This window comes from Pseudomonas sp. R9.37 (genome assembly GCF_963878885.1).
Lineage (GTDB): Bacteria > Pseudomonadota > Gammaproteobacteria > Pseudomonadales > Pseudomonadaceae > Aquipseudomonas.
In genome coordinates, this window is sequence record NZ_CAWNZA010000022.1 from 446,180 (window position 1) to 472,326 (window position 26,147).

Annotated in this window: 29 protein-coding genes; 26 read left to right on the plus strand and 3 right to left on the minus strand. The window is 61.1% G+C overall.

All coding sequences use genetic code 11. The features are described from left to right. Positions 1 to 81 precede the first annotated feature (81 nt). The 26 genes from AACU78_RS14275 to yegS all read left to right on the plus strand — a co-directional run bounded on the left by AACU78_RS14275 (position 82) and on the right by yegS (position 23,592). Positions 82 to 1,437, plus strand: coding sequence for a flagellar hook-length control protein FliK (locus AACU78_RS14275; protein WP_106576462.1), 1,356 nt, complete (start codon positions 82 to 84; stop codon positions 1,435 to 1,437). Between the two features lie 219 nt (positions 1,438 to 1,656). Further along, positions 1,657 to 2,157, plus strand: coding sequence for a flagellar basal body-associated protein FliL (gene fliL / locus AACU78_RS14280; RefSeq protein WP_106576463.1), 501 nt, complete (start codon positions 1,657 to 1,659; stop codon positions 2,155 to 2,157). Between the two features lie 9 nt (positions 2,158 to 2,166). Continuing rightward, on the plus strand, positions 2,167 to 3,135 hold the full coding sequence (gene fliM, locus AACU78_RS14285; RefSeq protein WP_010166091.1) for a flagellar motor switch protein FliM: 969 nt from the start codon (positions 2,167 to 2,169) through the stop codon (positions 3,133 to 3,135). Positions 3,136 to 3,169: 34 nt separating this feature from the next. Then, complete coding sequence (fliN, locus tag AACU78_RS14290; protein ID WP_057700902.1) at positions 3,170 to 3,637, plus strand: flagellar motor switch protein FliN; 468 nt, start codon at positions 3,170 to 3,172, stop codon at positions 3,635 to 3,637. Position 3,638: 1 nt separating this feature from the next. Next, entirely contained in the window at positions 3,639 to 4,079 is a 441-nt protein-coding gene (gene fliO / locus AACU78_RS14295; RefSeq protein ID WP_106576464.1) for a flagellar biosynthetic protein FliO, read from the plus strand. Continuing rightward, entirely contained in the window at positions 4,079 to 4,822 is a 744-nt protein-coding gene (gene fliP / locus AACU78_RS14300) for a flagellar type III secretion system pore protein FliP (protein WP_106576465.1), read from the plus strand. The genes fliO and fliP overlap by 1 nt, the downstream gene beginning before the upstream one ends. Before the next feature lie 4 nt (positions 4,823 to 4,826). Continuing rightward, a complete protein-coding gene (gene fliQ / locus AACU78_RS14305) occupies positions 4,827 to 5,096 on the plus strand; it encodes a flagellar biosynthesis protein FliQ (protein WP_003214552.1) in 270 nt (89 codons plus the stop codon). 4 nt (positions 5,097 to 5,100) lie between these two features. Beyond that, positions 5,101 to 5,886: a flagellar biosynthetic protein FliR gene (gene fliR, locus AACU78_RS14310; protein ID WP_064453451.1), complete on the plus strand. Its 786-nt coding sequence runs from the start codon at positions 5,101 to 5,103 to the stop codon at positions 5,884 to 5,886. Positions 5,887 to 5,889: 3 nt separating this feature from the next. Further along, the gene (gene flhB, locus AACU78_RS14315; RefSeq protein ID WP_106576466.1) at positions 5,890 to 7,026 is read left to right on the plus strand and encodes a flagellar biosynthesis protein FlhB; all 1,137 of its coding nucleotides are present in this window, start codon (positions 5,890 to 5,892) and stop codon (positions 7,024 to 7,026) included. 320 nt (positions 7,027 to 7,346) lie between these two features. Then, complete coding sequence (locus AACU78_RS14320; RefSeq protein WP_106576467.1) at positions 7,347 to 7,547, plus strand: cold shock domain-containing protein; 201 nt, start codon at positions 7,347 to 7,349, stop codon at positions 7,545 to 7,547. 42 nt (positions 7,548 to 7,589) lie between these two features. After that, a complete protein-coding gene (locus tag AACU78_RS14325) occupies positions 7,590 to 7,793 on the plus strand; it encodes a cold-shock protein (RefSeq protein WP_106576468.1) in 204 nt (67 codons plus the stop codon). Positions 7,794 to 8,193: 400 nt separating this feature from the next. Continuing rightward, entirely contained in the window at positions 8,194 to 10,308 is a 2,115-nt protein-coding gene (gene flhA / locus AACU78_RS14330) for a flagellar biosynthesis protein FlhA (RefSeq protein WP_106576469.1), read from the plus strand. A gap of 11 nt (positions 10,309 to 10,319) precedes the next feature. Beyond that, positions 10,320 to 11,636 carry a flagellar biosynthesis protein FlhF gene (gene flhF, locus AACU78_RS14335; protein WP_106576470.1) on the plus strand — a complete coding sequence of 439 codons (1,317 nt, stop codon included), beginning with the start codon at positions 10,320 to 10,322 and terminating at the stop codon, positions 11,634 to 11,636. 106 nt (positions 11,637 to 11,742) lie between these two features. After that, complete coding sequence (gene fleN, locus AACU78_RS14340; RefSeq protein ID WP_003192912.1) at positions 11,743 to 12,576, plus strand: flagellar synthesis regulator FleN; 834 nt, start codon at positions 11,743 to 11,745, stop codon at positions 12,574 to 12,576. After that, positions 12,573 to 13,313, plus strand: a complete 741-nt coding sequence (gene fliA / locus AACU78_RS14345; protein ID WP_016973417.1) for an RNA polymerase sigma factor FliA — start codon at positions 12,573 to 12,575, stop codon at positions 13,311 to 13,313. The genes fleN and fliA overlap by 4 nt, the downstream gene beginning before the upstream one ends. Positions 13,314 to 13,481: 168 nt before the next feature. Next, positions 13,482 to 13,856 (plus strand): chemotaxis response regulator CheY, encoded by a 375-nt coding sequence (locus AACU78_RS14350; protein WP_005790040.1) that lies wholly within the window; start codon positions 13,482 to 13,484, stop codon positions 13,854 to 13,856. An 18-nt stretch (positions 13,857 to 13,874) separates the two neighbouring features. After that, entirely contained in the window at positions 13,875 to 14,663 is a 789-nt protein-coding gene (locus tag AACU78_RS14355; protein WP_106576471.1) for a protein phosphatase CheZ, read from the plus strand. 11 nt (positions 14,664 to 14,674) lie between these two features. Next, positions 14,675 to 16,888 (plus strand): chemotaxis protein CheA, encoded by a 2,214-nt coding sequence (locus AACU78_RS14360; protein ID WP_106576472.1) that lies wholly within the window; start codon positions 14,675 to 14,677, stop codon positions 16,886 to 16,888. A 48-nt stretch (positions 16,889 to 16,936) separates the two neighbouring features. Continuing rightward, a complete protein-coding gene (locus AACU78_RS14365) occupies positions 16,937 to 18,058 on the plus strand; it encodes a protein-glutamate methylesterase/protein-glutamine glutaminase (protein ID WP_106576473.1) in 1,122 nt (373 codons plus the stop codon). Then, positions 18,058 to 18,798 (plus strand): flagellar motor protein, encoded by a 741-nt coding sequence (locus tag AACU78_RS14370; protein WP_005790033.1) that lies wholly within the window; start codon positions 18,058 to 18,060, stop codon positions 18,796 to 18,798. Before AACU78_RS14365 ends, AACU78_RS14370 begins: the two co-directional genes overlap by 1 nt. Before the next feature lie 28 nt (positions 18,799 to 18,826). Then, entirely contained in the window at positions 18,827 to 19,714 is an 888-nt protein-coding gene (gene motD / locus AACU78_RS14375; protein ID WP_106576474.1) for a flagellar motor protein MotD, read from the plus strand. Positions 19,715 to 19,764: 50 nt separating this feature from the next. Beyond that, a complete protein-coding gene (locus tag AACU78_RS14380; protein WP_106576475.1) occupies positions 19,765 to 20,553 on the plus strand; it encodes a ParA family protein in 789 nt (262 codons plus the stop codon). Further along, entirely contained in the window at positions 20,553 to 21,347 is a 795-nt protein-coding gene (locus AACU78_RS14385) for a CheW domain-containing protein (protein ID WP_106576476.1), read from the plus strand. The genes AACU78_RS14380 and AACU78_RS14385 overlap by 1 nt, the downstream gene beginning before the upstream one ends. 79 nt (positions 21,348 to 21,426) lie before the next feature. Next, the gene (locus AACU78_RS14390; protein WP_106576477.1) at positions 21,427 to 21,912 is read left to right on the plus strand and encodes a chemotaxis protein CheW; all 486 of its coding nucleotides are present in this window, start codon (positions 21,427 to 21,429) and stop codon (positions 21,910 to 21,912) included. Continuing rightward, a complete protein-coding gene (locus tag AACU78_RS14395) occupies positions 21,913 to 22,305 on the plus strand; it encodes a DUF2802 domain-containing protein (protein ID WP_106576478.1) in 393 nt (130 codons plus the stop codon). A 366-nt stretch (positions 22,306 to 22,671) separates the two neighbouring features. Next, positions 22,672 to 23,592: a lipid kinase YegS gene (gene yegS, locus AACU78_RS14400; protein ID WP_106576480.1), complete on the plus strand. Its 921-nt coding sequence runs from the start codon at positions 22,672 to 22,674 to the stop codon at positions 23,590 to 23,592. Here the strand turns inward: yegS and AACU78_RS14405 are convergent. The 3 genes from AACU78_RS14405 to AACU78_RS14415 all read right to left on the minus strand — a co-directional run bounded on the left by AACU78_RS14405 (position 23,551) and on the right by AACU78_RS14415 (position 25,901). Next, on the minus strand, positions 23,551 to 24,210 hold the full coding sequence (locus tag AACU78_RS14405) for a response regulator transcription factor (protein ID WP_106576481.1): 660 nt from the start codon (positions 24,208 to 24,210) through the stop codon (positions 23,551 to 23,553). The two genes, yegS and AACU78_RS14405, sit on opposite strands and share 42 nt — an antisense overlap. Continuing rightward, on the minus strand, positions 24,207 to 25,100 hold the full coding sequence (locus AACU78_RS14410; protein ID WP_106576482.1) for a sensor histidine kinase: 894 nt from the start codon (positions 25,098 to 25,100) through the stop codon (positions 24,207 to 24,209). The genes AACU78_RS14405 and AACU78_RS14410 overlap by 4 nt, the downstream gene beginning before the upstream one ends. Positions 25,101 to 25,451: 351 nt before the next feature. Next, positions 25,452 to 25,901, minus strand: coding sequence for a hypothetical protein (locus AACU78_RS14415; RefSeq protein WP_177410068.1), 450 nt, complete (start codon positions 25,899 to 25,901; stop codon positions 25,452 to 25,454). Between the last annotated feature and the right edge of the window lie 246 nt (positions 25,902 to 26,147).

Genomic DNA, 26,147 nt, shown 5'->3' on the forward strand with positions numbered 1-26,147 from the left:
GTTCGAGGTAAACCTGGCCCAACTCTTGCTCTACCTCTGGTTACTGCATCCCCGATCCCAGTGCAGTGGAGACCCTTACCTATGCCAGTCGCCCCCAATTCGCTTCTTCAGGCTGCCGCTGCGGCCAAGCCTCAAGCGCCGGCCGCCACCCCTTCGGTAGCGGCTGCGGACCCACGAGGCAAGGGCCCTGGCTTCGCGCAAGTGTTTGCAAACCAAAGCCCGAAACCGACGCTCAAGAGCGACGATGCCCCGGCCAAAGTCACGCGTGACAAGCCCTCGGACACCCCATCCAGGCCGGCTGCAGGCAACGATAAGCCTGCCGCCAGCAAGCCGGCCGTTGCCGATAGCGGCAATCCCTTGCCTGCCAAGCCGCCGGCCAAATCCGACGACAGCGCCAGCAATGACGACGACAAAACCGCCGACCCGGCGGTGGCGCAGCAGCCTCCGGTCGATCCCGTGGTTGACCCGGCAGTGGTCGCCGCGGTCACACCGGTCCCCGTGCCGGTGCCGGTGCCGGTGGAAACGCCGGCACCTGTAGCCGCCAAGGACGATAAGGCCCAGCCAGTCGTCGCGCCCGCTGTGGCAGCCACCGATGACGCCAAACAGCCGGCTTTCGACCCGGAGGCGGATCCGCTGGACGCGATGCCTGCCGTGCGCCTGGCGATGGAGCAGGGCGGTCACGTCTCGGCCAGTAGCCAGACGCCGCAGAAAACCGCACCGACCACCACGCAGGATCAGCCGACCGCTGCGCAGAGCTTTGCTGCGGGCCTGGCGACTATGGTCGATCAGCAAGCCACCAAGGACAGCACTGACCAGGGCGGCGACAAAGCCTTCAACGGGTTGATCGAAGGTGGCCTCAAGGATTTGAAAGACGCCAGCAGCGACACCCGCGTGGATGATTTCGCCAACCGCCTCGCTGCACTGACCCAGGCCGCCACGCCGAAAACCGCGAATGCCTTGCCACCGGTTGCGAATGCGCCGCTGGCCATGCACCAGAGCGGCTGGACCGAGGAAGTGGTCAACCGCGTGATGTACCTGTCCAGTGCCAACCTCAAGTCGGCAGAAATTCAGTTGCAGCCGGCAGAGTTGGGGCGCCTGGACATCAAGGTCAACATGACCGCGGACCAGCAGGCCCAAGTCACGTTCATGAGCGGTCACGCCGTGGTGCGTGAAGCACTGGAAAGCCAGTCCGGCCGTCTGCGCGAGATGTTTGCCCAGCAAGGCATGGGGCAGGTCGACGTCAACGTCTCGGATCAGTCGCGTGGGTGGCAGGGGCAGGGCCAGGATCAACAGCAGCAGAACCAGGCGCGCGGCGTGAGTGGCAGCGGCGGGCGGGGTGATGGCGGGGATGCCGGTGATCACGCTGAGGTGGCGGCAGCGGTCGCGCCAGTGACCCAGACAGTGATCGGCTCCAGCGCCGTTGATTACTACGCCTGACCCCTGTTGAAACCCGATCGATGTGGGAGCTGGCTTGCCTGCGATGGTGGTGTATCAGTCACACAGATGTGAGCTGAGCCACCGCCATCGCAGGCAAGCCAGCTCCCACATTTGATATGGGGTGTTCGCGCTTACCGGGTTAGCTGACAACTCTGGCATAACACTTGCTCTTGCCTTTCCGTAGATCTATGAATCCCAGAATAGTGACGGATTATTGGCATGGCGAAGAGCGACGACGCAGCAACTCCCCCCGCAGGCAAAGGCAAGCTCAAGCTTATCCTGCTGATCGTGCTGGGCCTGCTCCTGGCCATCGGCGCCTCGATTGGCGGCACCTGGTTCATCATGCACAGCAGTGCAAGCAAGCCGGCACCCGCCGCCGAAACCGCCAGTAACGTCAAGCAACCGGCAATCTTCGAACCGATGCTGCCGGCCTTTGTTGCCAACTTCAATCAGAACGGCCGTCAACGCTACCTGCAGGTGAGCATCACCTTGCTGGCGCGTAACCAGGCGGACCTGGATGCGCTCAAAGTGCACATGCCGGTGATCCGCAACAACCTGGTGATGCTGTTCTCCGGGCAGAGCTTCGACAGCCTGGCGACCCCGGTCGGCCAGGAAATGCTGCGCCAGAAGGTCACTGCCAGCGTGCAGGAAGTGGCCCAGAAAGAGCTCGGCAAAGTCGTGGTCGAGCAGGCGCTCTTCACTAACTTCGTATTGCAGTAGGATCACGACATGGCCGTGCAAGACCTGCTGTCCCAGGATGAAATCGATGCGCTGTTGCATGGCGTCGACGATGGTCTGGTACAGACCGAAATGGCTGCCGAACCCGGCAGCGTCAAAAGTTATGACCTCACCAGCCAGGATCGCATCGTCCGTGGACGCATGCCGACGCTGGAAATGATCAATGAACGTTTCGCCCGCTACACCCGTATCAGCATGTTCAACATGCTGCGCCGTTCGGCGGACGTGGCCGTGGGCGGCGTGCAGGTGATGAAATTTGGCGAGTACGTGCACTCGCTGTACGTGCCCACCAGCCTCAACCTGGTCAAGATCAAGCCGTTGCGCGGCACCGCGCTGTTCATCCTCGACGCCAAGCTGGTGTTCAAGCTGGTGGACAACTTCTTCGGCGGCGACGGCCGTCACGCCAAGATCGAAGGCCGTGAATTCACCCCGACCGAATTGCGCGTAGTGCGCATGGTGCTCGAGCAAGCCTTCATCGACTTGAAGGAAGCCTGGCAGGCGATCATGGAAGTCAACTTCGAGTACATCAACTCGGAAGTGAACCCGGCCATGGCCAACATCGTCGGCCCCAGCGAAGCCATTGTGGTCTCCACCTTCCACATCGAACTCGATGGCGGCGGCGGCGACCTGCACGTGACCATGCCGTACTCGATGATCGAGCCGGTGCGCGAAATGCTCGACGCCGGTTTCCAGTCCGACCTGGACGACCAGGACGAGCGTTGGGTCAAGGCCCTGCGCGAAGACCTGCTCGACGTCGACGTACCTCTGAGCGCCACTGTGGCCCGTCGCCAGCTACGTCTGCGGGATATTTTGCACATGCAGCCGGGGGACGTGATTCCCGTGGAATTGCCGGAAGAACTGATCATGCGTGCCAACGGCGTGCCGTCGTTCAAGGTCAAGCTGGGTTCGCACAAAGGCAACCTGGCGTTGCAAGTGATCGAACCGATCAACCGCCGCTGATCAACAATTATTTTTGCTTCGCCGAGGACATGTAATGGCTACCGAACACGAAAACACTTCCGCCGAAGACCAGGCCCTGGCTGACGAGTGGGCTGCAGCGCTGGAAGAAACCGGCGATGTCGGCCAGGACGACATCGACGCGCTGCTGGCCGCCGACGCCGCCACCGCGCCGGCCGGCAAGCGCCTGCCGATGGAAGAATTCGGCAGCGTGCCGAAGAACAACGACCCGGTGACCCTCGACGGTCCGAACCTGGATGTGATCCTCGACATTCCGGTGTCGATTTCCATGGAAGTGGGCAGCACCGAAATCAACATCCGCAACCTGTTGCAGCTCAACCAGGGTTCTGTGATCGAACTCGACCGCCTGGCCGGTGAGCCGCTGGACGTGCTGGTCAACGGCACCCTGATCGCCCACGGCGAGGTGGTGGTGGTCAACGAGAAGTTCGGCATCCGCCTGACGGACGTGATCAGCCCAAGCGAACGCATCAAGAAGTTGCGCTGATATGAAGTATTCGATGGCGGGACTGTTTCTGGCGCTGCCATTGAGCGCCCTGGCGGCTGAGCCGGTTGCCCAAGCGGCGGCTGCGGCCCCCGTGGTCAGCAGCGGCATCGGCGGGCAATTGACCCAGTTGGTGCTGGGCCTGTTGCTGGTGGTCGGTCTGATTTTCGTGCTGGCCTGGTTGATGCGCCGCGTGCAGCGTATCGGCCCGGGCAATGGCCAGGTCATCGAGATGATCGGCTCGCGCGCCCTCGGCCCGCGTGATCGTCTGGTGCTGGTGCAAGTCGGCGAAGAGCAGATTCTGCTCGGCATCACGCCTGGCCGTATCACCCCGTTGCATGTGCTCAAGTCGCCGGTGGAAGTGGCCAAGACCGAGGCCGCCACGCCAGAATTCGCCCAGCGCCTGATGGAGTTGCTGGGCAAGGATCAGAAGGATAAGAAGTAATGCGCGTTTTATTGACGCTCATGCTGTTGCTGGCCGCGCCACTGGCGTTTGCGGCCGACCCGTTGTCGATCCCGGCAATCACGCTGGGCACCAACGCCGCCGGCGCTCAGGAATACTCGGTCAGCCTGCAGATCCTGCTGATCATGACCGCGCTGAGTTTTATTCCGGCGTTTGTCATGCTGATGACCAGCTTTACGCGGATCATCATCGTCTTTTCGATTTTGCGTCAGGCCCTGGGCCTGCAGCAGACGCCGTCGAACCAGATCCTCACCGGCATGGCCTTGTTTTTGACGCTGTTCATCATGGCGCCGGTGTTCGACAAGGTGAACCAGCAAGCCCTGCAACCCTATCTGGCGGAAAAACTCAGCGCCCAGGATGCGATCGACAAGGCCCAGGGCCCGATCAAGGACTTCATGCTGTCGCAAACCCGCTCCAGCGACCTTGAGCTGTTCATGCGCTTGTCCAAGCGCACCGACATCGCCACGCCGGATCAGGCGCCGCTGACCATCCTGGTGCCGGCGTTTGTCACTTCCGAGCTCAAGACCGCGTTCCAGATTGGCTTCATGATCTTCATCCCGTTCCTGATCATCGACCTGGTGGTGGCGAGCGTGCTGATGGCCATGGGCATGATGATGCTCTCGCCACTGATTATTTCGTTGCCATTCAAGATCATGCTGTTTGTGCTGGTGGACGGCTGGGCGCTGATTATCGGCACGCTGGCCAGCAGTTTCGGCGGAGTTTAGCGCCATGACCCCAGAAGTAGCGGTCGACCTGTTCCGTGAAGCGCTGTGGCTGACCACCATGATGGTCGCCGTGCTGGTGGTGCCGAGCCTGTTGGTCGGCCTGCTGGTGGCGATGTTCCAGGCCGCGACCCAGATCAACGAACAAACCTTGAGCTTCCTCCCGCGGTTGCTGGTGATGCTGATCACCTTGATCGTCGCCGGCCCGTGGCTGGTGCAAACCTTCATGGAATACATCCTGCAGCTGTACGGCAGTATTCCGCAGTTGATCGGCTGACCGCATGCAATCTGTGCTGGCACTGACCGACACCCAGATCAGCACCTGGGTGGCGTCTTTCATCTTGCCGATGTTCCGCGTCACGGCGGTGCTGATGACCATGCCGGTGTTCGGCACCACCCTGGTTCCGCGGCGTATCCGCCTGTATTTCGCCTTTGCCATTACCGTCGTGATCGTGCCCGGCCTGCCGCCGATGCCGCCGGTGAATGCGCTGGACCTGAGTGCCTTGCTGCTGATCGCCGAGCAGATATTGATTGGCGCGCTGCTGGGCTTTTCGCTGACATTGTTCTTCCAGGCGTTTGTAATCGCCGGGCAAATCATCTCGATCCAGATGGGCATGGGCTTTGCGTCCATGGTCGACCCTACCAACGGCGTGTCGGTGGCGGTAATCGGGCAATTCCTGACCATGCTGGTGACCTTGCTGTTCCTGGCCATGAACGGCCACCTGGTGGTGTTTGAGGTCATGACCGAAAGCTTCACCACCTTGCCGGTGGGCTCGGGGTTGGTGGTCAGTCACTTCTGGGAACTGGTGGGGCGCCTGAGCTGGGTGTTGGGCGCGTCGCTGTTGCTGGTGTTGCCGGCAATCACCGCGCTGTTGGTGGTCAACATCGCGTTCGGCGTAATGACGCGCGCGGCGCCGCAACTGAACATTTTCTCGATTGGTTTCCCGCTGACCCTGGTGCTGGGCATGGGGATTTTCTGGATCGGCATGGCCGACATTCTCAATCAGTATCAACCGCTGGCGACCGACGCCTTGCAGTTCTTACGTGATCTGGCACGGGCGCGTTGAGCCATGGCCGAGAGCGAGAGTGGTCAGGACAAAACAGAAGACCCCACGGAGAAACGCAAAAAGGACTCCAGGGAAAAGGGTGAGATTGCGCGCTCCAAAGAGCTCAATACCCTCGCCGTGATGCTTGCCGGTTCCGGTGGCCTGTTGATTTACGGCGGTGGTTTGGCACTGGACATGATGGAGCTGATGAAGCTCAACTTTTCCTTGCCGCGCGAGGTGCTGCTCAGCCCCGGCGCCATGGGCCAATACCTGCTGCACTCGGGCAAGATCGCGATTCTGGCGGTGCAGCCAGTGCTCATCACCTTGTTGCTGGCGGCCTTGATCGGGCCGGTGTCCCTCGGTGGCTGGCTCTTTGCCGCCGGCAGCATGGCGCCCAAGTTCAGCCGGATGAACCCCGGGCCTGGGCTCAAGCGTATGTTTTCCACCAAGGCGCTGGTGGAACTGCTCAAGGCGCTGGCCAAATTCATCCTGATTCTGTTTGTGGCGCTGACGGTGTTGTCGTCCGACATCGACGACTTGCTGCGCATCGCCCATGAGCCGCTGGAGTCGGCGATCATCCACAGCGTGCAGGTGGTGGGCTGGAGCGCGCTGTGGATGGCCTGCGGGTTGATCATCATCGCCGCCGTGGATGCGCCGATCCAGCTGTGGGAAAGCCACAAGAAACTGCTGATGACCAAGCAGGAGGTGCGTGACGAGCACAAGGACCAGGAAGGTCGCCCTGAGGTCAAGCAGCGCATTCGCCAGCTGCAGCGCGAAATGTCCCAGCGCAAGATGATGGCGGCGGTGCCGGATGCCGACGTCGTCATCACCAACCCGACTCACTACGCCGTGGCCCTCAAGTACGACCCGGAGAAGGGCGGCGCGCCGATGCTGTTGGCCAAGGGCAGCGACTTTACGGCGCTGAAAATCCGCGAAATTGCCGTGGCCAACGACATCCTGTTGCTGGAGTCGCCGGAATTGGCGCGGTCGATCTTCTACTCCACCGACCTCGACCAGGAAATTCCGGCGGGCTTGTACCTGGCCGTGGCGCAGGTGTTGGCCTATGTCTATCAGATCCGCCAATACCGCGCGGGCAAGGGCAAGCGGCCTGACCCGCTCAAGGATCTGCCGATCCCGCCGGATTTGCGCCGCGATTCCTGATTCTGAATGGTTAGCGAGCGGCTTCTTGTGGCAAGCGGGCTTGCCCCGCGTTGGGCTGCGCAGCCGCCCCAATTGGCCACCGCATTCCCTCAGACCCACTGCAGCATCCGGTTTCAGGGCCGCTTCGCAGCCCCGCGCGGGGCAAACCCGCTCGCTACAAAAACTTCTGCTCGCCGCGATACGTTCGTCGCGCCATCGGCTACCACTCGTCGTTAACCCCCGTCTACCTGTCAACTCTGACAGTAGCCAGCGCCGCCTGCTCGCGGTTCCATGGCGGCACACTGCACACAGGTCGTTGTAGAGATGCAGAGGGAGCGGTAATGGAAGCGGTAACGGGCACGATCAAATCCTATAGCCGGAAAACCGGGGAAGGCTTGATTGCACTGGATGGCGGCGATGAGCCGGTGCACGTGGATCTCAAGAGTTCGTGCGGGGTTTGGTTGAAAAAGGGCCTGCGGGTGCAATTTGCGAGGATCCATCGGCCCAAGGGCGTCTTCGCGGCGCATATCAAGATTATCTAGCGACCCGTGCGGGTCATGGAACCCGATCCAAGGAGAGCGGCAATGGCAACAGGCACAGTGAAGTGGTTTAACGCGGAGAAGGGGTTTGGTTTCATTACTCAGGATGGGGGCGGGTCTGACGTGTTCGTTCACTTTTCGGCCATCGTCAGTGAGGGGTTCAAGACGCTTGAAGAAGGTAAAAAAGTGAAATTCGACGTCGCCCAGGGGGCGAAAGGGCCGCAGGCTGAGCACGTTGAAGTCCTTTAGGCACAGGTTTTCGGTGCTGATGCTGTCGGCGAGAGTGAAGAATACGGTCGGGGAGCGGTGTACGAAGACTAGAGAGCGAGTTTCCTAGGACAACCCCACAACCGTGTCGGAAATTTCCTCGATAGCAGCAGATGTACACAAATCCAATGTGTGAGCGGGCTTGCTCGCGAAAGCGGTGTGTCATTCAGCAATGTTCAAACTGAACCACCGCCTTCGCGAGCAAGCCCGCTCCCACATTTCTGAATCGATTGACACCCGGAAGGCTCGATCGCTTGTGAGGTGATCTACGCCTCAAAGCAAAAGTTGGAAGGCTTCTTGCAATACCGCCTTCAGGACGCGCTTCAGCGTCAAAACTTTGCTTCAAGGAACACGAGGAATACCGGTGGTAGATCGCTCTCAAATGCTCAACACGGCCCGTGGCACCCTGACTGATCTGTCGCGGGGCAACCTGGGTGTGCCGTTGTTGTTGCTGGTGATGCTGGCAATGATGATGTTGCCGATGCCGCCGTTCCTGCTCGACGTGTTTTTCACCTTCAACATTGCCCTGTCCGTCGTCGTGCTGCTGGTCTGCGTGTACGCCCTGCGGCCGCTGGATTTCGCGGTATTCCCCACCATCCTGCTGATTGCGACCCTGCTGCGCCTGGCGCTGAACGTGGCGTCCACGCGGGTGGTGATGCTCCACGGCCAGGACGGCCATGCCGCCGCCGGTAAGGTGATCCAGGCGTTCGGTGAAGTGGTGATCGGCGGTAACTACGTGGTCGGTATCGTGGTGTTCGCGATCCTGATGATCATCAACTTCGTGGTGGTGACCAAGGGTGCCGGGCGGATTTCCGAGGTGAGCGCGCGCTTTACCCTCGACGCCATGCCCGGCAAACAAATGGCGATCGACGCCGACCTCAACGCCGGCCTGATCGACCAGGGCCAGGCCAAGGCCCGTCGTCTGGAAGTGGCGCAGGAAGCCGAGTTCTACGGTTCCATGGACGGCGCGAGCAAATTCGTGCGCGGTGACGCCATCGCCGGCCTGTTGATTCTGTTCATCAACCTGATCGGCGGCATGGCGGTTGGTATCTTCCAGCACGGCATGAGCTTCGGCGATGCGGGCAAGGTGTACGCCTTGCTGACCATCGGTGACGGTTTAGTGGCGCAATTGCCATCACTGTTGTTATCCACAGCCGCCGCGATCATGGTGACCCGTGCTTCGGGCTCCGAAGACATGGGCAAACAGATCAGCCGCCAGATGTTTGCCTCGCCCAAGGCGCTGGCCGTGGCCGCCGGCATCATGGCGATCATGGGCATCGTGCCGGGCATGCCGCATATCTCGTTCCTGAGCATGGCGGCCATGGCCGCTGGCGGCGCGTACCTGTTCTGGCGCAAGCAAAACCTGGTCAAGGTGCAGGCCCAGCAGGAGATCGCCCGCCAGCAGGACCTGCTGCCGTCGCCGGCCCGCGCCCAGGAAACCAAGGAGCTGGGCTGGGATGACGTGACCCCGATCGACATGATCGGCCTGGAAGTCGGCTACCGCCTGATTCCGCTGGTAGACCGCAACCAGGGCGGCCAATTGCTGGCGCGGATCAAGGGCGTGCGCAAGAAGCTGTCCCAGGACTTGGGCTTCCTGATGCCCACCGTACACATTCGCGACAACCTCGACCTGGCGCCCAGCGCCTACCGCCTGACCCTGATGGGCGTGATCCTCGCCGAAGCCGAGATTTATCCCGACCGCGAACTGGCGATCAACCCCGGCCAGGTGTTCGGCACGCTCAACGGCATCACCGCCAAAGATCCGGCTTTTGGCCTGGAAGCGGTGTGGATCGAAGTCAGCCAGCGCAGCCAGGCGCAATCGCTGGGTTACACCGTGGTAGACGCCAGCACGGTGGTCGCCACGCACCTCAATCAGATTCTGTACAAGCACTCCCACGAGCTGATCGGCCACGAGGAAGTCCAGCAATTGATGGGTTTGCTGGCCAAAGCCTCGCCAAAACTGGCCGAAGAACTGGTGCCGGGCGTGCTCTCGCTGTCGCAATTGCTCAAGGTGTTGCAGGCCTTGCTCGCCGAACAGGTGCCGGTGCGCGACATTCGCAGCATCGCCGAGGCCATCGCGAACAACGCCGCCAAGAGTCAAGATACCGCCGCGCTGGTGGCGGCGGTGCGGGTCGGATTGTCCCGTGCAATCGTGCAAAGCATTGTAGGGATTGAGTCTGAGCTGCCTGTGATCACCTTGGAGCCAAGGTTGGAACAAATATTGCTCAATAGTATTCAGAAGGCAGGACAAGGCCAGGAAGAGGGCGTTCTGCTGGAGCCAAGCATGGCGGAAAAACTGCAGCGTTCATTGATTGAAGCCGCGCAGCGCCAGGAAATGGCGGGTCACCCGGTGATTCTGCTGGTGGCGGGCCCGGTCCGCGCGATGTTGTCGCGGTTTGGACGTCTGGCAGTGCCGAATTTGCACGTTTTGGCTTATCAGGAAATTCCTGACAACAAGCAAGTGACTATTGTCGCGACAGTAGGGCACAACGGCTGAGGTAGTGGGTTATGCAAGTTAAGCGTTTTTTCGCCGCCGATATGCGTCAGGCCATGAAACTGGTACGTGATGAGCTGGGCGCCGATGCCGCGATTATCGGAAACCGTCGTATTGCCGGCGGTGTCGAGCTGACGGCTGCCCTGGATTACACCCCCTCGGCGCTGGCGCCGCGTGTGCCGAACATGGAGCTCGAAGACGAGCTGCGCAAGACGGCCTCGCGGATTGTCTCGGCCCAGGCTGAATTGAGCATGCGTGGCGACAGCGATGCCAGCACCAACCGCCAGTTGTTCGCCGGCCTGCCGCTGACCGCTGCCGAGCCGCTGGTTGAACCGACCTTCAAAGAACCGCCACGTCCTGCAGCGCCGGCCCCGGCTGCCGCAGTCGACCAGCGCGTGTTCGACTCGATGCGCTTTGAACTCAACGGCCTGCGTGAGCTGCTCGAAGTGCAGCTGGGCTCGCTGGCGTGGAACCAGTTGCAAGGCAGCAAGCCGCAACAAGCCAACCTGTGGCGTCGCCTGCAACGCATCGGTCTGTCTGGCCCGTTGTCCCGCGACCTGCTGGCGCTGACCGCCGAAGTTGAAGAACCACGCCAGGCCTGGCGCATGTTGCTGGCGCACTTGGCACGCATGATCGTCACCCCGGAAATCGAACCCCTGGAAGAGGGCGGTGTGATTGCCATGGTCGGCCCGGCCGGCATGGGCAAGACCACCACCCTGGCCAAGCTGGCAGCGCGTTATGTGCTCAAGTACGGCGCGCAGAATATCGCGCTGGTGAGCATGGACAGCTACCGCATTGGCGCCCAGGAGCAGCTCAAGACCCTGGGTCGCATTCTCAATGTGACAGTGACCCACGTTGACCCGGGCCAGTCGCTGGCCAATGCCCTCGACCCGCTGCTGCGCAAGCGCGTGGTGCTGATCGACACCGCCGGCCTGCAAGCCAGTGACCCGGCGCTGCGCATGCAGCTCGAAAGCCTGGCCGGGCGTGGCATCAAGTCAAAAAATTACCTGGTGCTTGCAACCACCAGCCAGAAACAGGTTCTTACCGCTGCATATCACAGCTACAAGCGTTGCGGCCTGGCCGGTTGCATCCTCACCAAGCTCGATGAAACCGCGAGCCTGGGTGAAGTGCTGAGCCTGGCCATCAGTCATGAATTACCGGTCGCCTACCTGACCGACGGGCCGCGGATCCCGGATGATCTCCATCTGCCGCGCCGTCATCAGTTGGTCAGCCGTGCTGTCAGCGTGCAAATGCAAGAAGAGCCTAGCGAGGAAGCGATGGCCGATATGTTCGCCGACCTTTACCACAACCCCGCCAAACGGGTCGGTTAAGGCCAGGATGAACACCATGAAATGTATCTACATCGATGGTCTGCAAGCGATTCACGCGGCCAAGCCATGTAGCCTGCGTCTAAGCAAGACAAGGTAAAGAAATAAAATGGGCAGCATGCATCCCGTACAGGTGATCGCGGTGACCGGCGGCAAAGGTGGCGTCGGGAAAACTAACGTGTCAGTGAATTTGTCCCTGGCCCTGGCAGAGCTTGGCCGTCGCGTCATGCTGCTGGATGCTGACCTGGGCCTGGCGAACGTCGACGTTCTGCTGGGGCTGACACCCAAACACACCCTTGCCGATGTGATCGAGGGCCGCTGCGAGCTGCGCGATGTGCTGCTGCAAGGCCCCGGTGGCATTCGCATCGTGCCGGCCGCCTCGGGCACCCAGAGCATGGTGCACCTGAGCCCGGCGCAGCACGCCGGCCTGATCCAGGCGTTCAGCGATATCGGCGATAACCTCGACGTGCTGGTGATCGACACCGCCGCCGGCATCGGCGAGTCCGTGGTCAGCTTCGTGCGCGCCGCCCAGGAAGTGCTGCTGGTGGTCTGCGACGAGCCCACCTCGATCACCGACGCCTATGCCCTGATCAAACTGCTTAACCGTGACTACGGCATGAACCGCTTCCGCGTGCTGGCCAACATGGCCCAAAGCCCGCAGGAAGGGCGCAACCTGTTCGCCAAGTTGACCAAGGTCACGGATCGCTTCCTGGATGTCGCCTTACAATATGTAGGCGCAGTTCCCTATGACGAGTGTGTACGCAAGGCTGTGCAAAAGCAGCGTGCGGTCTACGAAGCGTTCCCTCGTTCGAAGTGCGCACTGGCGTTCAAGGCTATTGCCCAGAAGGTCGATACTTGGCCGTTGCCCGCCAACCCTCGGGGGCATCTGGAGTTTTTCGTCGAGCGATTGGTGCATCAGACGAGCGCGGGACCTGTGCTATGACATCCAGCGGCTACAACCTTTACAAAAAGTCGGCACGTGACAGCCAGGGCGAATTGATCGAGCGCTATGCGCCCCTGGTCAAGCGCATTGCCTATCACTTGCTGGCACGCCTGCCGGCCAGCGTGCAGGTCGAAGACCTGATCCAGGCCGGCATGATCGGTCTGCTCGAAGTGTCGACTAAATACGACGCGAGCAAAGGCGCGAGTTTCGAGACGTATGCGGGTATCCGTATCCGTGGCGCGATGCTCGATGAAGTGCGTAAAGGGGATTGGGCGCCGCGTTCGGTACACCGCAATACGCGCATGGTCAGTGACGCAATTCGCGCAATTGAAGCAAAAACCGGTCGTGACGCTAAAGATCATGAAGTTGCGGCCGAACTCCAATTGAGTCTCGACGATTACTACGGGATTTTGAACGATACCTTGGGCAGCCGCCTGTTCAGTTTCGACGACCTGTTGCAGGACGGCGAACACGAAGGGCTGCACGAGGACGGCGCGAGTGCTCATCTCGAACCGTCACGCGACCTGGAGGACGAACGTTTCCAGGGTGCGCTGGCGGAAGCGATTGCCAATTTGCCGGAGCGTGAGCGACTGGTGTTGGCGCTGTACTACGACGAAGAGCTGAACCTCAAGGAAATCGGTGAGGTCCTGGGGGTCAGCGAATCGCGTGTCAGCCAGTTGCACAGCCAGTGCGCAGCCCGCTTGCGGGGGCGATTGGGAGAGTGGCGCGCGCGCTGACAGGCAGTGTGGGGACACTGCAGACGCTACCGCGAAGGCTTCATGCCTTCGCGGGTTCGTACCGTGGTGCCCTGGGCAGTCCTTTTTGTGTAACGCCTGTTGATTGAAATGGCGCGTCCAGGTGCTGGGCGCGTTTAAGACTGCTTGGAGGTCGAATTGGACAAGAACATGAAAATCCTCATCGTTGATGACTTCTCAACGATGCGGCGGATCATAAAAAACCTGTTGCGTGACCTTGGGTTCACCAACACGGTCGAGGCGGATGACGGCATTACGGCGATTCCGATCCTCAACAGCGGGAGCATCGACTTTCTGGTAACCGACTGGAACATGCCGGGCATGACCGGTATCGACTTGCTGCGTCACGTGCGCGCCGATGAAAAACTGCGCAGCCTGCCTGTATTGATGGTGACCGCCGAAGCCAAGCGTGAACAGATCATCGAAGCCGCCCAAGCCGGGGTAAACGGCTACGTGGTCAAGCCATTCACTGCACTGGCCTTGAAAGAGAAGATCGAAAAAATCTTCGAACGCATCGGTCATTGATGCTGCCACGGGGGAGCTATGGAGCATAAAGAAACGTCACAGGGCGACTTTGAGTCGACCCTGAAAAAGCATGCTCACCAGTTGGTCGAAAGCCTTGAAAAAGGCCAGTTCGGCGACGCGGTGCAGTTAATCCATGAGCTTAACCAGACCCGTGACCGCGGCCTGTACCAGGAAGTGGGCAAGCTCACACGCGAGCTGCACAGTGCGATCGTCAATTTTCAGATTGACCCGCACATGCCCCAGGCCGAAGAAATTTCGCAAATCACCGATGCCACCGAACGCCTGTCCTATGTGGTCAGGCTGACTGAGGCGGCGGCCAACCGCACCATGGACCTGGTGGAAAACGCCACGCCGCTGGTCAATGGCATGGCCACCGAAGCTCAGGCGCTCAGCGTTGACTGGGGCCGCTTCATGCGTCGTGAAGTGGGGGCTGAAGAGTTTCGTGAGTTGGCGCGTCGGGTTGATGCTTTTCTGTCACGCAGCGAGCAGGAAAACCGCACGGTTTCCAGCAACCTCAATGACATTCTGCTGGCCCAGGATTACCAGGACCTCACCGGTCAGGTGATCAAGCGCGTGACCCAATTGGTCACCGAAGTGGAAAGCAACCTGCTCAAACTGGTGCTCATGGCCGGCCAGGTAGACCGTTTTGCCGGCATCGAACATGACCGCGAAGCGATCCTCTCGGAAAAAGATCCACAAAAACATCTCGCCAAGGGTGAAGGTCCGCAGATTCATGCCGATAAACGTGAAGACGTTATGTCAGGTCAGGATGACGTAGATGACCTGTTATCCAGTTTAGGCTTCTAAGGAGCACCCACATGAGCTTCGGCGCCGATGAAGAAATCCTTCAGGATTTCCTTGTAGAGGCCGGCGAAATTTTAGAGCAACTGTCCGAGCAACTGGTCGAGCTGGAAAGCCGACCGGATGATGCGAACCTGCTCAATGCAATTTTTCGCGGTTTTCACACTGTAAAAGGGGGCGCCGGCTTCCTCCAGCTCCATGAGCTGGTGGAGTGCTGTCACATCGCCGAGAACGTGTTCGACATCCTGCGCAAGGGTGAGCGGCACGTCGACTCGGAACTGATGGACGTGATTCTCGAAGCACTGGATGCGGTCAACGGCATGTTCAGCGAAGTGCGCGAACGTGCGCCGATCACTGCGGCCACGCCGGAACTGCTGGCGGCCCTGGCACGCCTGGCAGAACCGGCCACGTCGGCGGCACCTGTGGCAGCGGCGCCTGAGCCGGTTGTCGAGGCTGAGCCGGATGTGACCGACAGCGAGTTCGAGCAGTTGCTCAACTCCCTCAGTGCGGTGAAGGCCGAAGCTGAAGCACCGCAGGCGCCCATTGCGCCCATTGCGCCCGCGGCGCCGACCAGCGAAGACATTACCGACGCCGAGTTCGAGTCCCTGCTTGACCAGTTGCATGGCAAAGGCCAGTTTGCCGCCGACGCCGTGGCACCTGCCGCTGCGCCGCAGGCACCAGCGGCGTCTGCCAACACCGACATTACCGACGACGAATTCGAAGCGTTGCTCGACCAGTTGCATGGCAAGGGCACCTTTGCGGCCGAAGCCTTGCCGGAAGTCGCGGCCACCGCCGCCGCACCTGCTGCCACGGCAGCACCGGCTGGCGACGGGCTGATCTCCGATCACGAATTCGAAGCCTTGCTGGATGAATTGCACGGCAAAGGCAAGTTCACCGAAGTGGCCCCGGCCGCCGCGGCGACTGCCACCCCGGTAGCCGCGAAACCTGCCCCAGCCAAAGCCGCCGCACCGGCCGCCGCCAAACCCGCTCCGGCCCCCGCAGCCGCCCCGGCGCCTGCACGGGCTGCCGCGGCGCCAGTGGCCGAGAAGCCTGCCAGTGAAGCCGAAACCACCGTACGGGTTGATACCGCACGCCTGGACGACATCATGAACATGGTCGGCGAACTGGTGCTGGTGCGTAACCGTCTGGTGCGCCTGGGCCTGAACAGCGGCGATGAAGCCATGCAAAAGGCCGTGTCGAACCTCGACGTGGTCACCGCTGACTTGCAGACCGCCGTGATGAAAACGCGGATGCAGCCGATCAAGAAAGTCTTCGGCCGCTTCCCACGCCTGGTTCGCGACCTGGCTCGTCAGCTCAAGAAAGAAATCAACCTGGAGCTGGTGGGTGAAGAAACCGACCTCGACAAAAACCTGGTAGAGGCCCTGGCCGACCCGCTGGTCCACTTGGTGCGCAACGCCGTCGACCACGGCGTCGAAACGCCGGAAGAACGCGAAGCTGCGGGCAAGTCCCGCAACGGCAAGGTGATTCTGGCGGCCGAGCAAGAAGGCGACCATATCCTGCTGTCGATCACCGATGACGGCAAAGGCATGGACCCGACGATTCTGCGCAATATCGCGGTCAAGCGTGGCGTGATGGACAAGGACGCCGCCGACCGCCTGACCGACACCGAGTGCTACAACCTGATCTTCGCCCCGGGCTTCTCGACGAAGACCGAGATTTCCGACGTGTCCGGCCGTGGCGTGGGCATGGACGTGGTGAAGACCAAGATCAGCCAGCTCAATGGTTCGATCAACATTTACTCGACCAAGGGCCAAGGCTCGAAGATCGTCATCAAGGTGCCGTTGACTCTGGCGATCATGCCAACCCTGATGGTGATGCTGGGCAACCAGGCGTTCGCTTTCCCGCTGGTCAACGTCAACGAGATCTTCCACCTCGACCTGTCGCGCACCAACGTGGTGGACGGCCAGGAAGTGGTGATCGTGCGCGACAAGGCATTGCCCCTGTTCTACCTCAAGCGCTGGCTGGTGGCTTCGGCCAAGCATGAAGAGCAGCGCGAAGGCCATGTGGTGATCTTGTCCGTGGGCACCCAGCGCATCGGCTTTGTTGTCGATCAACTGGTTGGCCAGGAAGAAGTGGTCATCAAGCCTTTGGGCAAAATGCTGCAGGGAACCCCGGGCATGTCGGGTGCGACCATCACCGGTGACGGTCGGATCGCGCTGATTCTCGATGTTCCGAGCATGCTCAAGCGTTACGCCGCACGGCGTATTTGATTCTGGTGGGGCAGGGCGGTAATGCCCGCCCCGCCTAACGGAGTGTTTATGGCAGTCAAGGTCCTGGTGGTGGACGATTCGGGTTTCTTCCGCCGCCGCGTCTCGGAAATTCTTTCCGCCGATCCAACGATTCAGGTGGTCGGCACGGCCACCAACGGCAAAGAAGCGATTGATCAAGCCATTGCGTTGAAGCCGGACGTGATCACCATGGACTACGAGATGCCGATGATGGATGGCATCACGGCTGTTCGGCACATCATGCAGCGCTGCCCGACTCCGGTGTTGATGTTCTCCTCGCTGACCCACGAAGGCGCCCGGGTCACCCTGGATGCGCTGGACGCGGGTGCCGTGGACTTCCTGCCGAAGAATTTCGAAGACATCTCGCGCAACCCCGAGAAGGTCAAGCAGATGCTGTGCGAGAAGGTGCACAGCATTTCGCGCAGTAACCGTCGCAGCCTGTTCAGTGCGCCGGCGCCGGCCCCGGTGGCAGCGCCTGCTGCGCCGACGTCGTCATTTGCGCGCCCGGCCCCTGCGCCCGTGGCACGCCCTGCGGCGCCGCCGGTGCGCGCCGCTGCACCGAGCGCGCATTCGCCTGCGCCCAAGCGCAAAGCCTACAAGCTTGTCGCTATCGGCACCTCTACCGGCGGCCCGGTGGCCTTGCAGCGGGTATTGACCCAACTGCCGGCCAACTTCCCTGCGCCGATCGTGCTGATCCAGCACATGCCCGCGGCCTTTACCAAAGCGTTCGCCGAGCGCCTGGACAAGCTGTGCCGCATCAGCGTCAAGGAAGCCGAGGATGGCGACATCCTGCGTCCTGGCCTGGCGCTGCTGGCCCCGGGTGGCAAGCAGATGATGGTCGATGGCCGTGGCGCGATCAAAATCCTGCCGGGGGACGAGCGCCTCAACTACAAGCCGTGCGTGGACATCACCTTCGGCTCGGCGGCCAAGTCCTACGGCGACAAAGTTCTGGCGGTGGTGCTCACCGGCATGGGCGCCGACGGCCGTGAAGGCGCACGCCTGCTCAAGCAGGGCGGCAGCGCCATTTGGGCCCAGGACGAAGCCAGTTGCGTGATTTATGGCATGCCCATGGCCATCGTCAAGGCTGACCTGGCCGACGCCGTTTACAGCCTGGACGACATCGGCAAGCATCTGGTGGAGGCCTGCCTCTGATGGATGTCTTGAGCCTGATTGGCATCACCATGGCGTTTGTCGCGATTATCGGCGGCAACTACCTTGAAGGCGGCCACCTTGGCGCCTTGGCCAATGGCCCGGCGGCACTGATCGTGATTGGCGGCACCGTGGGCGCCGCGTTGCTGCAGTCGCCCCTGAGTTCGTTCAAGCGCGCCATGCAGATTCTGGTGTGGATCATTTTCCCGCCACGCGTCGACCTGCCAGGCGGTATCGACCGCGTGGTCAACTGGAGCCTCACCGCGCGCAAGGAAGGCCTGCTGGGCCTGGAAGGCGTGGCCGATGCCGAGCCCGACAGCTACGCGCGCAAAGGCCTGCAATTGCTGGTGGACGGCGCCGAACCGGAGGCGATCCGCAGCATCCTCGAGGTGGATTTCTACACCCAGGAAAGCCGCGACATCAACGCAGCCAAAGTCTTTGAAAGCATGGGCGGCTACGCGCCGACCATCGGCATCATCGGTGCGGTGATGGGTTTGATCCACGTGATGGGCAACCTGGCCGACCCGTCGCAGCTGGGCAGCGGCATTGCCGTGGCGTTTGTCGCCACCATCTACGGCGTGGCGAGTGCCAACCTGGTGTTGCTGCCGGTGGCGAGCAAGCTCAAGTCGATTGCCATGCGCCAGTCGCGTTACCGCGAAATGTTGTTGGAAGGCATCTTGTCGATTGCCGAGGGTGAGAACCCGCGCTCCATCGAATTGAAGCTTCAGGGCTTCATGGATTGATGGGCATGCTTTGTGTAGGAGGGAGTTTGTGAGCCGTCGCCGCCGCGAGCCTGAAGAGCACGTCAACCATGAACGCTGGCTGGTGTCCTACGCCGACTTCATTACCTTGCTGTTCGCGTTTTTCGTGGTGATGTATTCCATCTCGTCGATCAACGAAGGCAAGTACAAAGTCATTTCCCAGGCGCTGATTGGCGTGTTCAACGACGCCGACCGTGCCCTCAAGCCGATCCCCATTGGTGAAGAGCGGCCCAAGACCGTGACCCCAGCCAAGCCGCTGGTCAACGACAGCGACGAAACCGCCGCCGGCATCGGTGGCACCAGTGACCCGCTCAAAAGCATTGCCGACGACATCAGCGCTGCGTTTGGCGACCTGATCAAATCCAACCAGATGACCGTGCGCGGCAACGAGTTGTGGGTGGAAATCGAATTGAATTCCAGCCTGCTGTTCGCCAGCGCCGATGCGATGCCGAGCGACCAGGCCTTCACCATCATCGACAAGGTGGCGGCGATCCTCAAACCGTTTGAAAACCCGATCCACGTGGAAGGCTTTACCGACAATTTCCCGATTGCCACCGCGCAGTACCCGACCAACTGGGAACTGTCCTCGGCGCGCGCCGCGAGCATCGTGCGTATGCTCGCGATGCAGGGCGTGAACCCTGGCCGGCTGGCGTCGGTGGGCTACGGTGAATTCCAGCCGGTGGCCAATAACGCCACTGCCGAAGGCCGCGCGCGCAACCGTCGTGTGGTGCTGGTGGTGTCGCGCAACCTGGATGTCCGCCGCAGCCTGACCGGCACCGGCACAGCCAATGCAACACCGGATGCGGCACTGAAGCGGGCTGGCACACAAACTGCACCGCCAACCGTTAAGCCGTCGGTTCGTCAGAGCGCCGTCAATTCTCCGTCACCGGCTCAATAACTTATGCAATGTCTCGGTCGCGCCATCGCCTGCCGGGAGGAACCAACCGAATGAGAGTCTGGGCAGTTGCCAATCAAAAGGGTGGAGTCGGCAAGACCACCACCTCCATCGCCTTAGCCGGCTTGCTGGCCGAGGCGGGCAAGCGTGTGGTCGTGGTCGACCTCGACCCGCATGGCTCGATGACCAGCTATTTCGGCTACGACCCGGATGCGCTGGAACACAGCTGCTACGACCTGTTCCTGCACAAAGGCAGCGTGCCCGCCGGCTTGCCGGGGCAATTGCTGCTGCCCACCAGTAACGAAAGCATTTCCCTGCTGCCGTCCAGCACTGCGCTGGCGACCCTGGAGCGGCAGTCGCCGGGGCAGAGCGGTTTGGGCCTGGTGATCGCCAAGACCCTGGCGCAGCTGTGGCAAGACTTCGACTACGCGATCATCGACAGCCCACCGTTGCTGGGCGTGCTGATGGTCAACGCCTTGGCGGCCAGCCAGCAGTTGGTGATCCCGGTGCAGACCGAGCACCTGGCGGTCAAAGGCCTGGAGCGCATGGTCAGCACGCTGGCGATGATTAACCGTTCGCGCAAGCAGGCGCTGCCGTTCAGCATCGTGCCGACGTTGTTCGACCGTCGTACCCAGGCGTCCCTTGGCACCTTGCGGGTCTTGCGCGATGCCTACCCGGACACCATCTGGAATGGCTACATCCCGGTCGACACGCGCCTGCGCGACGCCAGCCGCGCAGGCCTGACGCCTTCGCAGTTCGATGGCAAAAGCCGTGGCGTGCTGGCGTACCGCGCGTTGCTCAAGCATTTGCTGTCGCAACAGCTTGTGGCGCAGGTGGCGTGATGAACCGTCCCGTTGAACTCAAGACCCGGCCGCAACTGGCGCTGGAATCCTACCTGGATGCCTTGCTGCAGGACGCGACCGCGGAGCAACTGCCGGAACCGATTCTGCTGCTTGAACCGGTGGTAGAAGCCGAAAGCACGCTGGATGAGTTCCAGTTGGCAGTGCTCGAAGAACAAGCCCGCGATGCGCACCTGGTGCCTGTGGTTGAGCCGATAGAGCCGATTGCGCCAGCGGTGATGGCGCCCGTGGTGGTCGAGCCGGTGGTGGAAGTCCATCTGCCGCCGAGCATCACCCCGCCGCCAGTCACCGGAGATGGCCGCCCGGCGTGGGCCGCCGAGCCGTTCGAATGCCTGTTGTTCGATGTCGCCGGGTTGACCCTTGCGGTGCCGCTGGTGTGCCTGGGCTCGATCTATTCGCTGGAAGGCCAGGAGCTGACGCCGCTGTTCGGGCAACCGGAGTGGTTTCTCGGCATCCTGCCAAGCCAGGCCGGCAACCTCAAGGTGCTGGACACCGCACGCTGGGTCATGCCCGACCGCTACCGCGATGATTTTCGCCAGGGTTTGCAGTATGTGATTTCTGTTCAGGGCTACGAGTGGGGGCTGGCGGTGCATCAAGTCAGCCGCTCGTTGCGCCTGGACCCCAATGAAATCAAATGGCGCAGCCACCGGGGCCAACGGCCGTGGTTGGCCGGCACCGTGATTGAACACATGTGCGCGTTGCTCGACGTCGCCGAGCTGGCTGAGTTGATCGCCAGCGGCGCGGTAAAAGCGATGCCACAGAACAAACGCAGTTGATTGAACAATAAGGCCCGCATGCAAGTGCGGTCAGCGAAGTACATACGCCGTGAAAACGGTATTTGAAGGGGTCCGAGGAATGAACAAGTCAGCATCCGCACAAGGTTTGGTCGATGATCCAATCCTGCAATGGGTAACCTTCAAACTGGACAACGAGTCCTACGGCATCAACGTGATGCGCGTGCAGGAAGTGTTGCGCTACACCGAGATCGCGCCGGTACCGGGTGCGCCGAGCTACGTACTGGGCATCATCAACCTGCGCGGCAACGTGGTGACCGTGATCGACACCCGCCAGCGTTTTGGCCTGGTGCCGACCGAGGTTAACGACAACACGCGCATCGTCATCATCGAGGCCGACAAGCAAGTGGTCGGGATCATGGTCGACAGCGTGGCCGAAGTGGTTTACCTGCGCCAATCGGAAGTCGAAACCGCGCCGAACGTGGGCAACGAGGAATCGGCCAAGTTCATCCAGGGCGTGTGCAACAAGAACGGCGAACTGCTGATTCTGGTTGAGCTGGACAAGATGATGAGCGAAGAAGAATGGCAGGACCTGGAGAACATCTGATTGTTTCTTGAAGCGGCGGTGATTGTCCTGGCCCTGTTGTGGGCCGGGACCTTGGCGTTTCTGCTGCGCTATATGCGCCAGCAACGCGAATTGGCCCAGCAACAGGCCGAGCGCGATGCCGTGCGTGACCGGCGCATTCTTGACCTGGTCAAGCGCGTGGATCACTTCCAGCAGACTGCGGTAAAGGTCGGGGACGAGGTGCATGAACTGCGCGCGATTCTCGGGCCGCTGCCGGACAAACTGGCGCAGATCGAACAACGCGACCCTTCGAGCCTGTCGTTCGCCCAGGCGGCGAAGCTGGTGGGCATGGGCGCGACCGTGGATGAGCTGACGCAGTCGTGTGGCTTGACCCAGGCTGAAGCGCAATTGATGAGTAAGTTGCACAAAAGCTGACGCAGGTTGCTGCACCTGTCCGACGTTGCTGGCAGGCTTTGCTGTGGGAGCTGGCTTGCCTGCGATGCGGATACCTCGGTACACGAGGCACACTCGATAGATGCCATCTGACATTTGTGCCTCGCCCTCGGACGGATTAGAGAGTGCAGGCGAGCATTTGCGCCGACTGTTCAATCCAGCGGCATGCGCTGTCTGCCAACGGCAAGCAATGGGATGCCGTAGAACCTGTGCCCAACGGCAAGGTATCGATGTGCAACGCGATGGATAACTTCCAGGCGGCCAATAAATTTGCGTCTCCGATGGCTTTTTTTCCTCCGGCCAAGGTCCACATCCTTCAAGCACCTTTGAACCCAGGAGAATCCCCGCATGACCACCCCCAAGGCACTGTTGATCCTGCACGGCAAGCAAGCCCTCAACGAGGACGTGCGCGCCGCCGTGCAGGCCCGTCGTGAGCAGGGCTGGGAGCTGGCGGTACGGGTCACTTGGGAGGGCGGCGACGCCCAGCGCATCGTCAATGAGGCCCTGGCCGACGGCTATACCCACCTGATCGCCGGCGGCGGCGACGGCACGTTGCGTGATGTGGCCGAAGCCATGGCGCTGGCCAAGACCGACGCCAGCCTGGTGCTGATGCCGTTGGGCACCGCCAATGATTTTGCCCGCGCCGCCGGTGTGCCGCTGCAGCCTGCGCATGCGCTGGCGCTGCTGGACGTACCGCCCAGAGCCATCGACCTCGGCCAGGCTGGCGGGCAAATGTTCCTCAATATGGCCACCGGCGGGTTTGGCAGCCAGGTCACGGCCAACACCTCCGAAGACCTGAAAAAAGTCCTCGGCGGCGCGGCCTACCTGTTCACCGGGTTGACGCGTTTCAGTGAGCTGAAGGCTGCCTATGGCGAGCTGGAAGGGCCGGGCTTCCATTGGAAGGGCGACCTGCTCGCGCTGGGGATCGGCAACGGTCGCCAGGCGGGCGGCGGGCATGTGCTGTGCCCTGGCGCGTTGGCCGATGATGGCTTGCTGGATATCAGCATTCTGCCGGCGCCTCAGGAGGTGGTTGGCACGCTGATGACGCTGATGAGCGACGGCTGGGGCCTGGACAACATGTTCGTGCGCGCGCGCCTGCCGTGGGTCGAGATCAAAGTGGCCGAAGGGCTGTATATCAACCTGGACGGTGAACCGTTAAAAGGCGATGACCTGCGGTTCTCTGCACTGCCCAAGGCCTTGCGTGTACACCTGCCGTTGAACTCGCCGCTAATCGTCCAGGCTGATGATCTGCTCGCGAACGGCGAATAGCACCAGGCCTGCCACGTCGAATATCTGCAGGCGCTTCATGATTTGCGAGCGATGCGCCTCCACGGTCTTGATGCTCAGGCCCAGACCGTGGGCGATCTCCCGGGTGGATTTGCCGCGCACGATCAGGCGCAGAATTTCCAGCTGACGCGCCGTGAGGTTGTGGCTGTGGGCGACGGGGGACGTCGGCCCCTGGCTGCGGATCAGCGCCTGATTGATCACGGTGTGGGCAATCGCCGGGCTGAGGTAGCGCTCGTTGTTGCGCAAGGCGAGCAGGGCGTGTTCCAACTCGTTGGCGGTGGTGTCCTTGAGCAGGTAGCCATGGGCGCCGGACTCCAGCGCCCGCATGATCAGCTCCGGGTCGGTGTGCATCGACAGGATCAGTACTTTGCTTTTGGGGTAGGCCGTCTTGAGTTGCTGCAATGCGTCCAGGCCACCGACGTGCTTCATCGACAGGTCCAGCAGCACGATATCCGGCTGCAGCGCGCTGAATTTTTCCAGTAACTGCGCGCCGTCACTGGCTTCACCGATCACGGTGTAGCCGGGAATATCCTGGATCAGCGCGCGCACGCCGGCCCGAATCAGTGCGTGGTCATCCACCAGAAGTAAATTGCAGGTCACTCGAGAACCTTAGGGGAACTGGCCCGTTCGAGGGCGCGCGGCGCCCAGGGGAAAAGCGCGTCGATCCGGGTCCCTTTGCCAGGCTGGCTGTTGACGGACAAAGTGCCCCCCAACTGATCTATCCGCTCGGACATGCCGGCCATGCCCCGTTGGCCTTCCAGGCCGGGGTTGATGGCAGGCGAGAAGCCCAGGCCGTCGTCGCAGATCATCAGCGACAGACCTTCGGGCAGGCGTTGCAGGCGCACCAGCAGGTTGTGCGCCTGGGCATGGCGAAGCATGTTGGTCACCGCTTCCTGGGTGATCCGAAAGGCCGCCACGGCCATCTCTTCAGGAATACCGGTCAGCCGTTGCTGGCATTCCAGGCTCCAGTGCACCGGGGTGTTTTCCAGGGTCTTGAGCAGGTGCGCGCGCAGGCTGGCTTCCAACCCCAGGCTGGCCAGCTGCCTCGGGTTGAGAATGGCCGAGACGTCGCGCACTTTGGCCAGGGTTTCATTCAAGGTGTTGCACAGCACCGTGCACTGGCTTTGCAGGTCTGGCGGCAAGCGGCGCTTGAGCCATTCGCTTTGCAGCTTGGCAGCAGTGAGCAGTTGGCCGATGTCGTCATGCAATTCGCGGCTGAGGCGATGCCGTTCGTTTTCTTGCACTTGCAGCAAGCGATCGGCCAATTCCTGCGGCTGGAATTTTATCGATTTGCGCGAGCGCCACTGTTGCACGCCCACCACCAGCAACGTGGCCAGGTTGAGCAAAGGGATCAATAACGGCAACGGTGCGGAACGGGTATAGGCCCACAGGCTGACCAGCAAGGAGCAAAGGCACAGGGCGAGAACGATGCGGCGGGCATTGCTGCGGGACACGGCTCTTGCGATGAGTGACTTTAGGCTGGCGTACATAGCGGATGGAGCCAATGAAGGTTCGCTGCGGGAAGACCGGTCACGGCGGCTGACGGGGCTCTGTTTGGAATGCGGTGCCGAAACATCTTTTATACATCATGAAGTTGAGTCACTTCGAGCGGGGCATAGTACCACCACTATTACCGTTGGTCGCCTGGCGACTCGCCTCATGGGTTATTAACCACGTATAAACTCCCAGGGCCCTAATCTGCGCGTTAAAGGGTCCCGGAGTTGAAACAGCAGGCCGTTGTATTAAGGAAGTGGGTGGGCAGAGTTCTAGCGCTGATGGCTAATTGATATGTTGCTGTCGTTATTAGATAACTCACTGATTAAATACGACCTCTACGCCCTTCATGAGGTGTGATGTAAGCGTTGCTGCGGTTTATAACCGAAGTCTTTTTGCGGGATCTGCAGGGTGACTGTCGCGATCAATTTAGTTTGTTCGCTTTCATCCAGGGCCAGTTCGCCGGTGCGGGTGTCGATCAATTCCAGTTGCCAGGCCAGCAGTGTCAGGCAGTCATGCAAGGCATTGAGCGCCTGATCATGCAGTTCCATGGGGCAGGCGGCATTGGCAATCAGGTATTGAATATGCCGAGAGAATTCGCTGATCGCCTGCAGGGCCAGGCCCTCGGCCTTTTCAGCCAGTTTGCTCAAACTGATTTTCATGCAGTCGATGGCATCGCTGTCGTTGCGGATCAGATGCAAGTGGTTCAAGCACTCTTGCGACTTGGCCAGGAGCATCTCGGCCTCGAGCAGGAATTCGGGAAGTGCAGTTTGCCATTCGTTTGCGTTATTCATCATGCATGTCTCCGTAACATAAGCTCGGGTGATGAGATGCCGCACCGGGTGAATGGCGTAAACCTACCGCTGAAATATGACTGAAATCTGTAGCCTGCTTCCGAAATTCCAGTAGGACTGTTATTTGAATGATCACGATAGCCGTGAGTGGCCCTGGTCATTCGGGTCGCTTGCACAACTTTGGATGCCGCCACGGCAATCTCTGAAAGACCCGTGGGCCAAGGGCTTGGGATGGCAAACAAAAGCGTG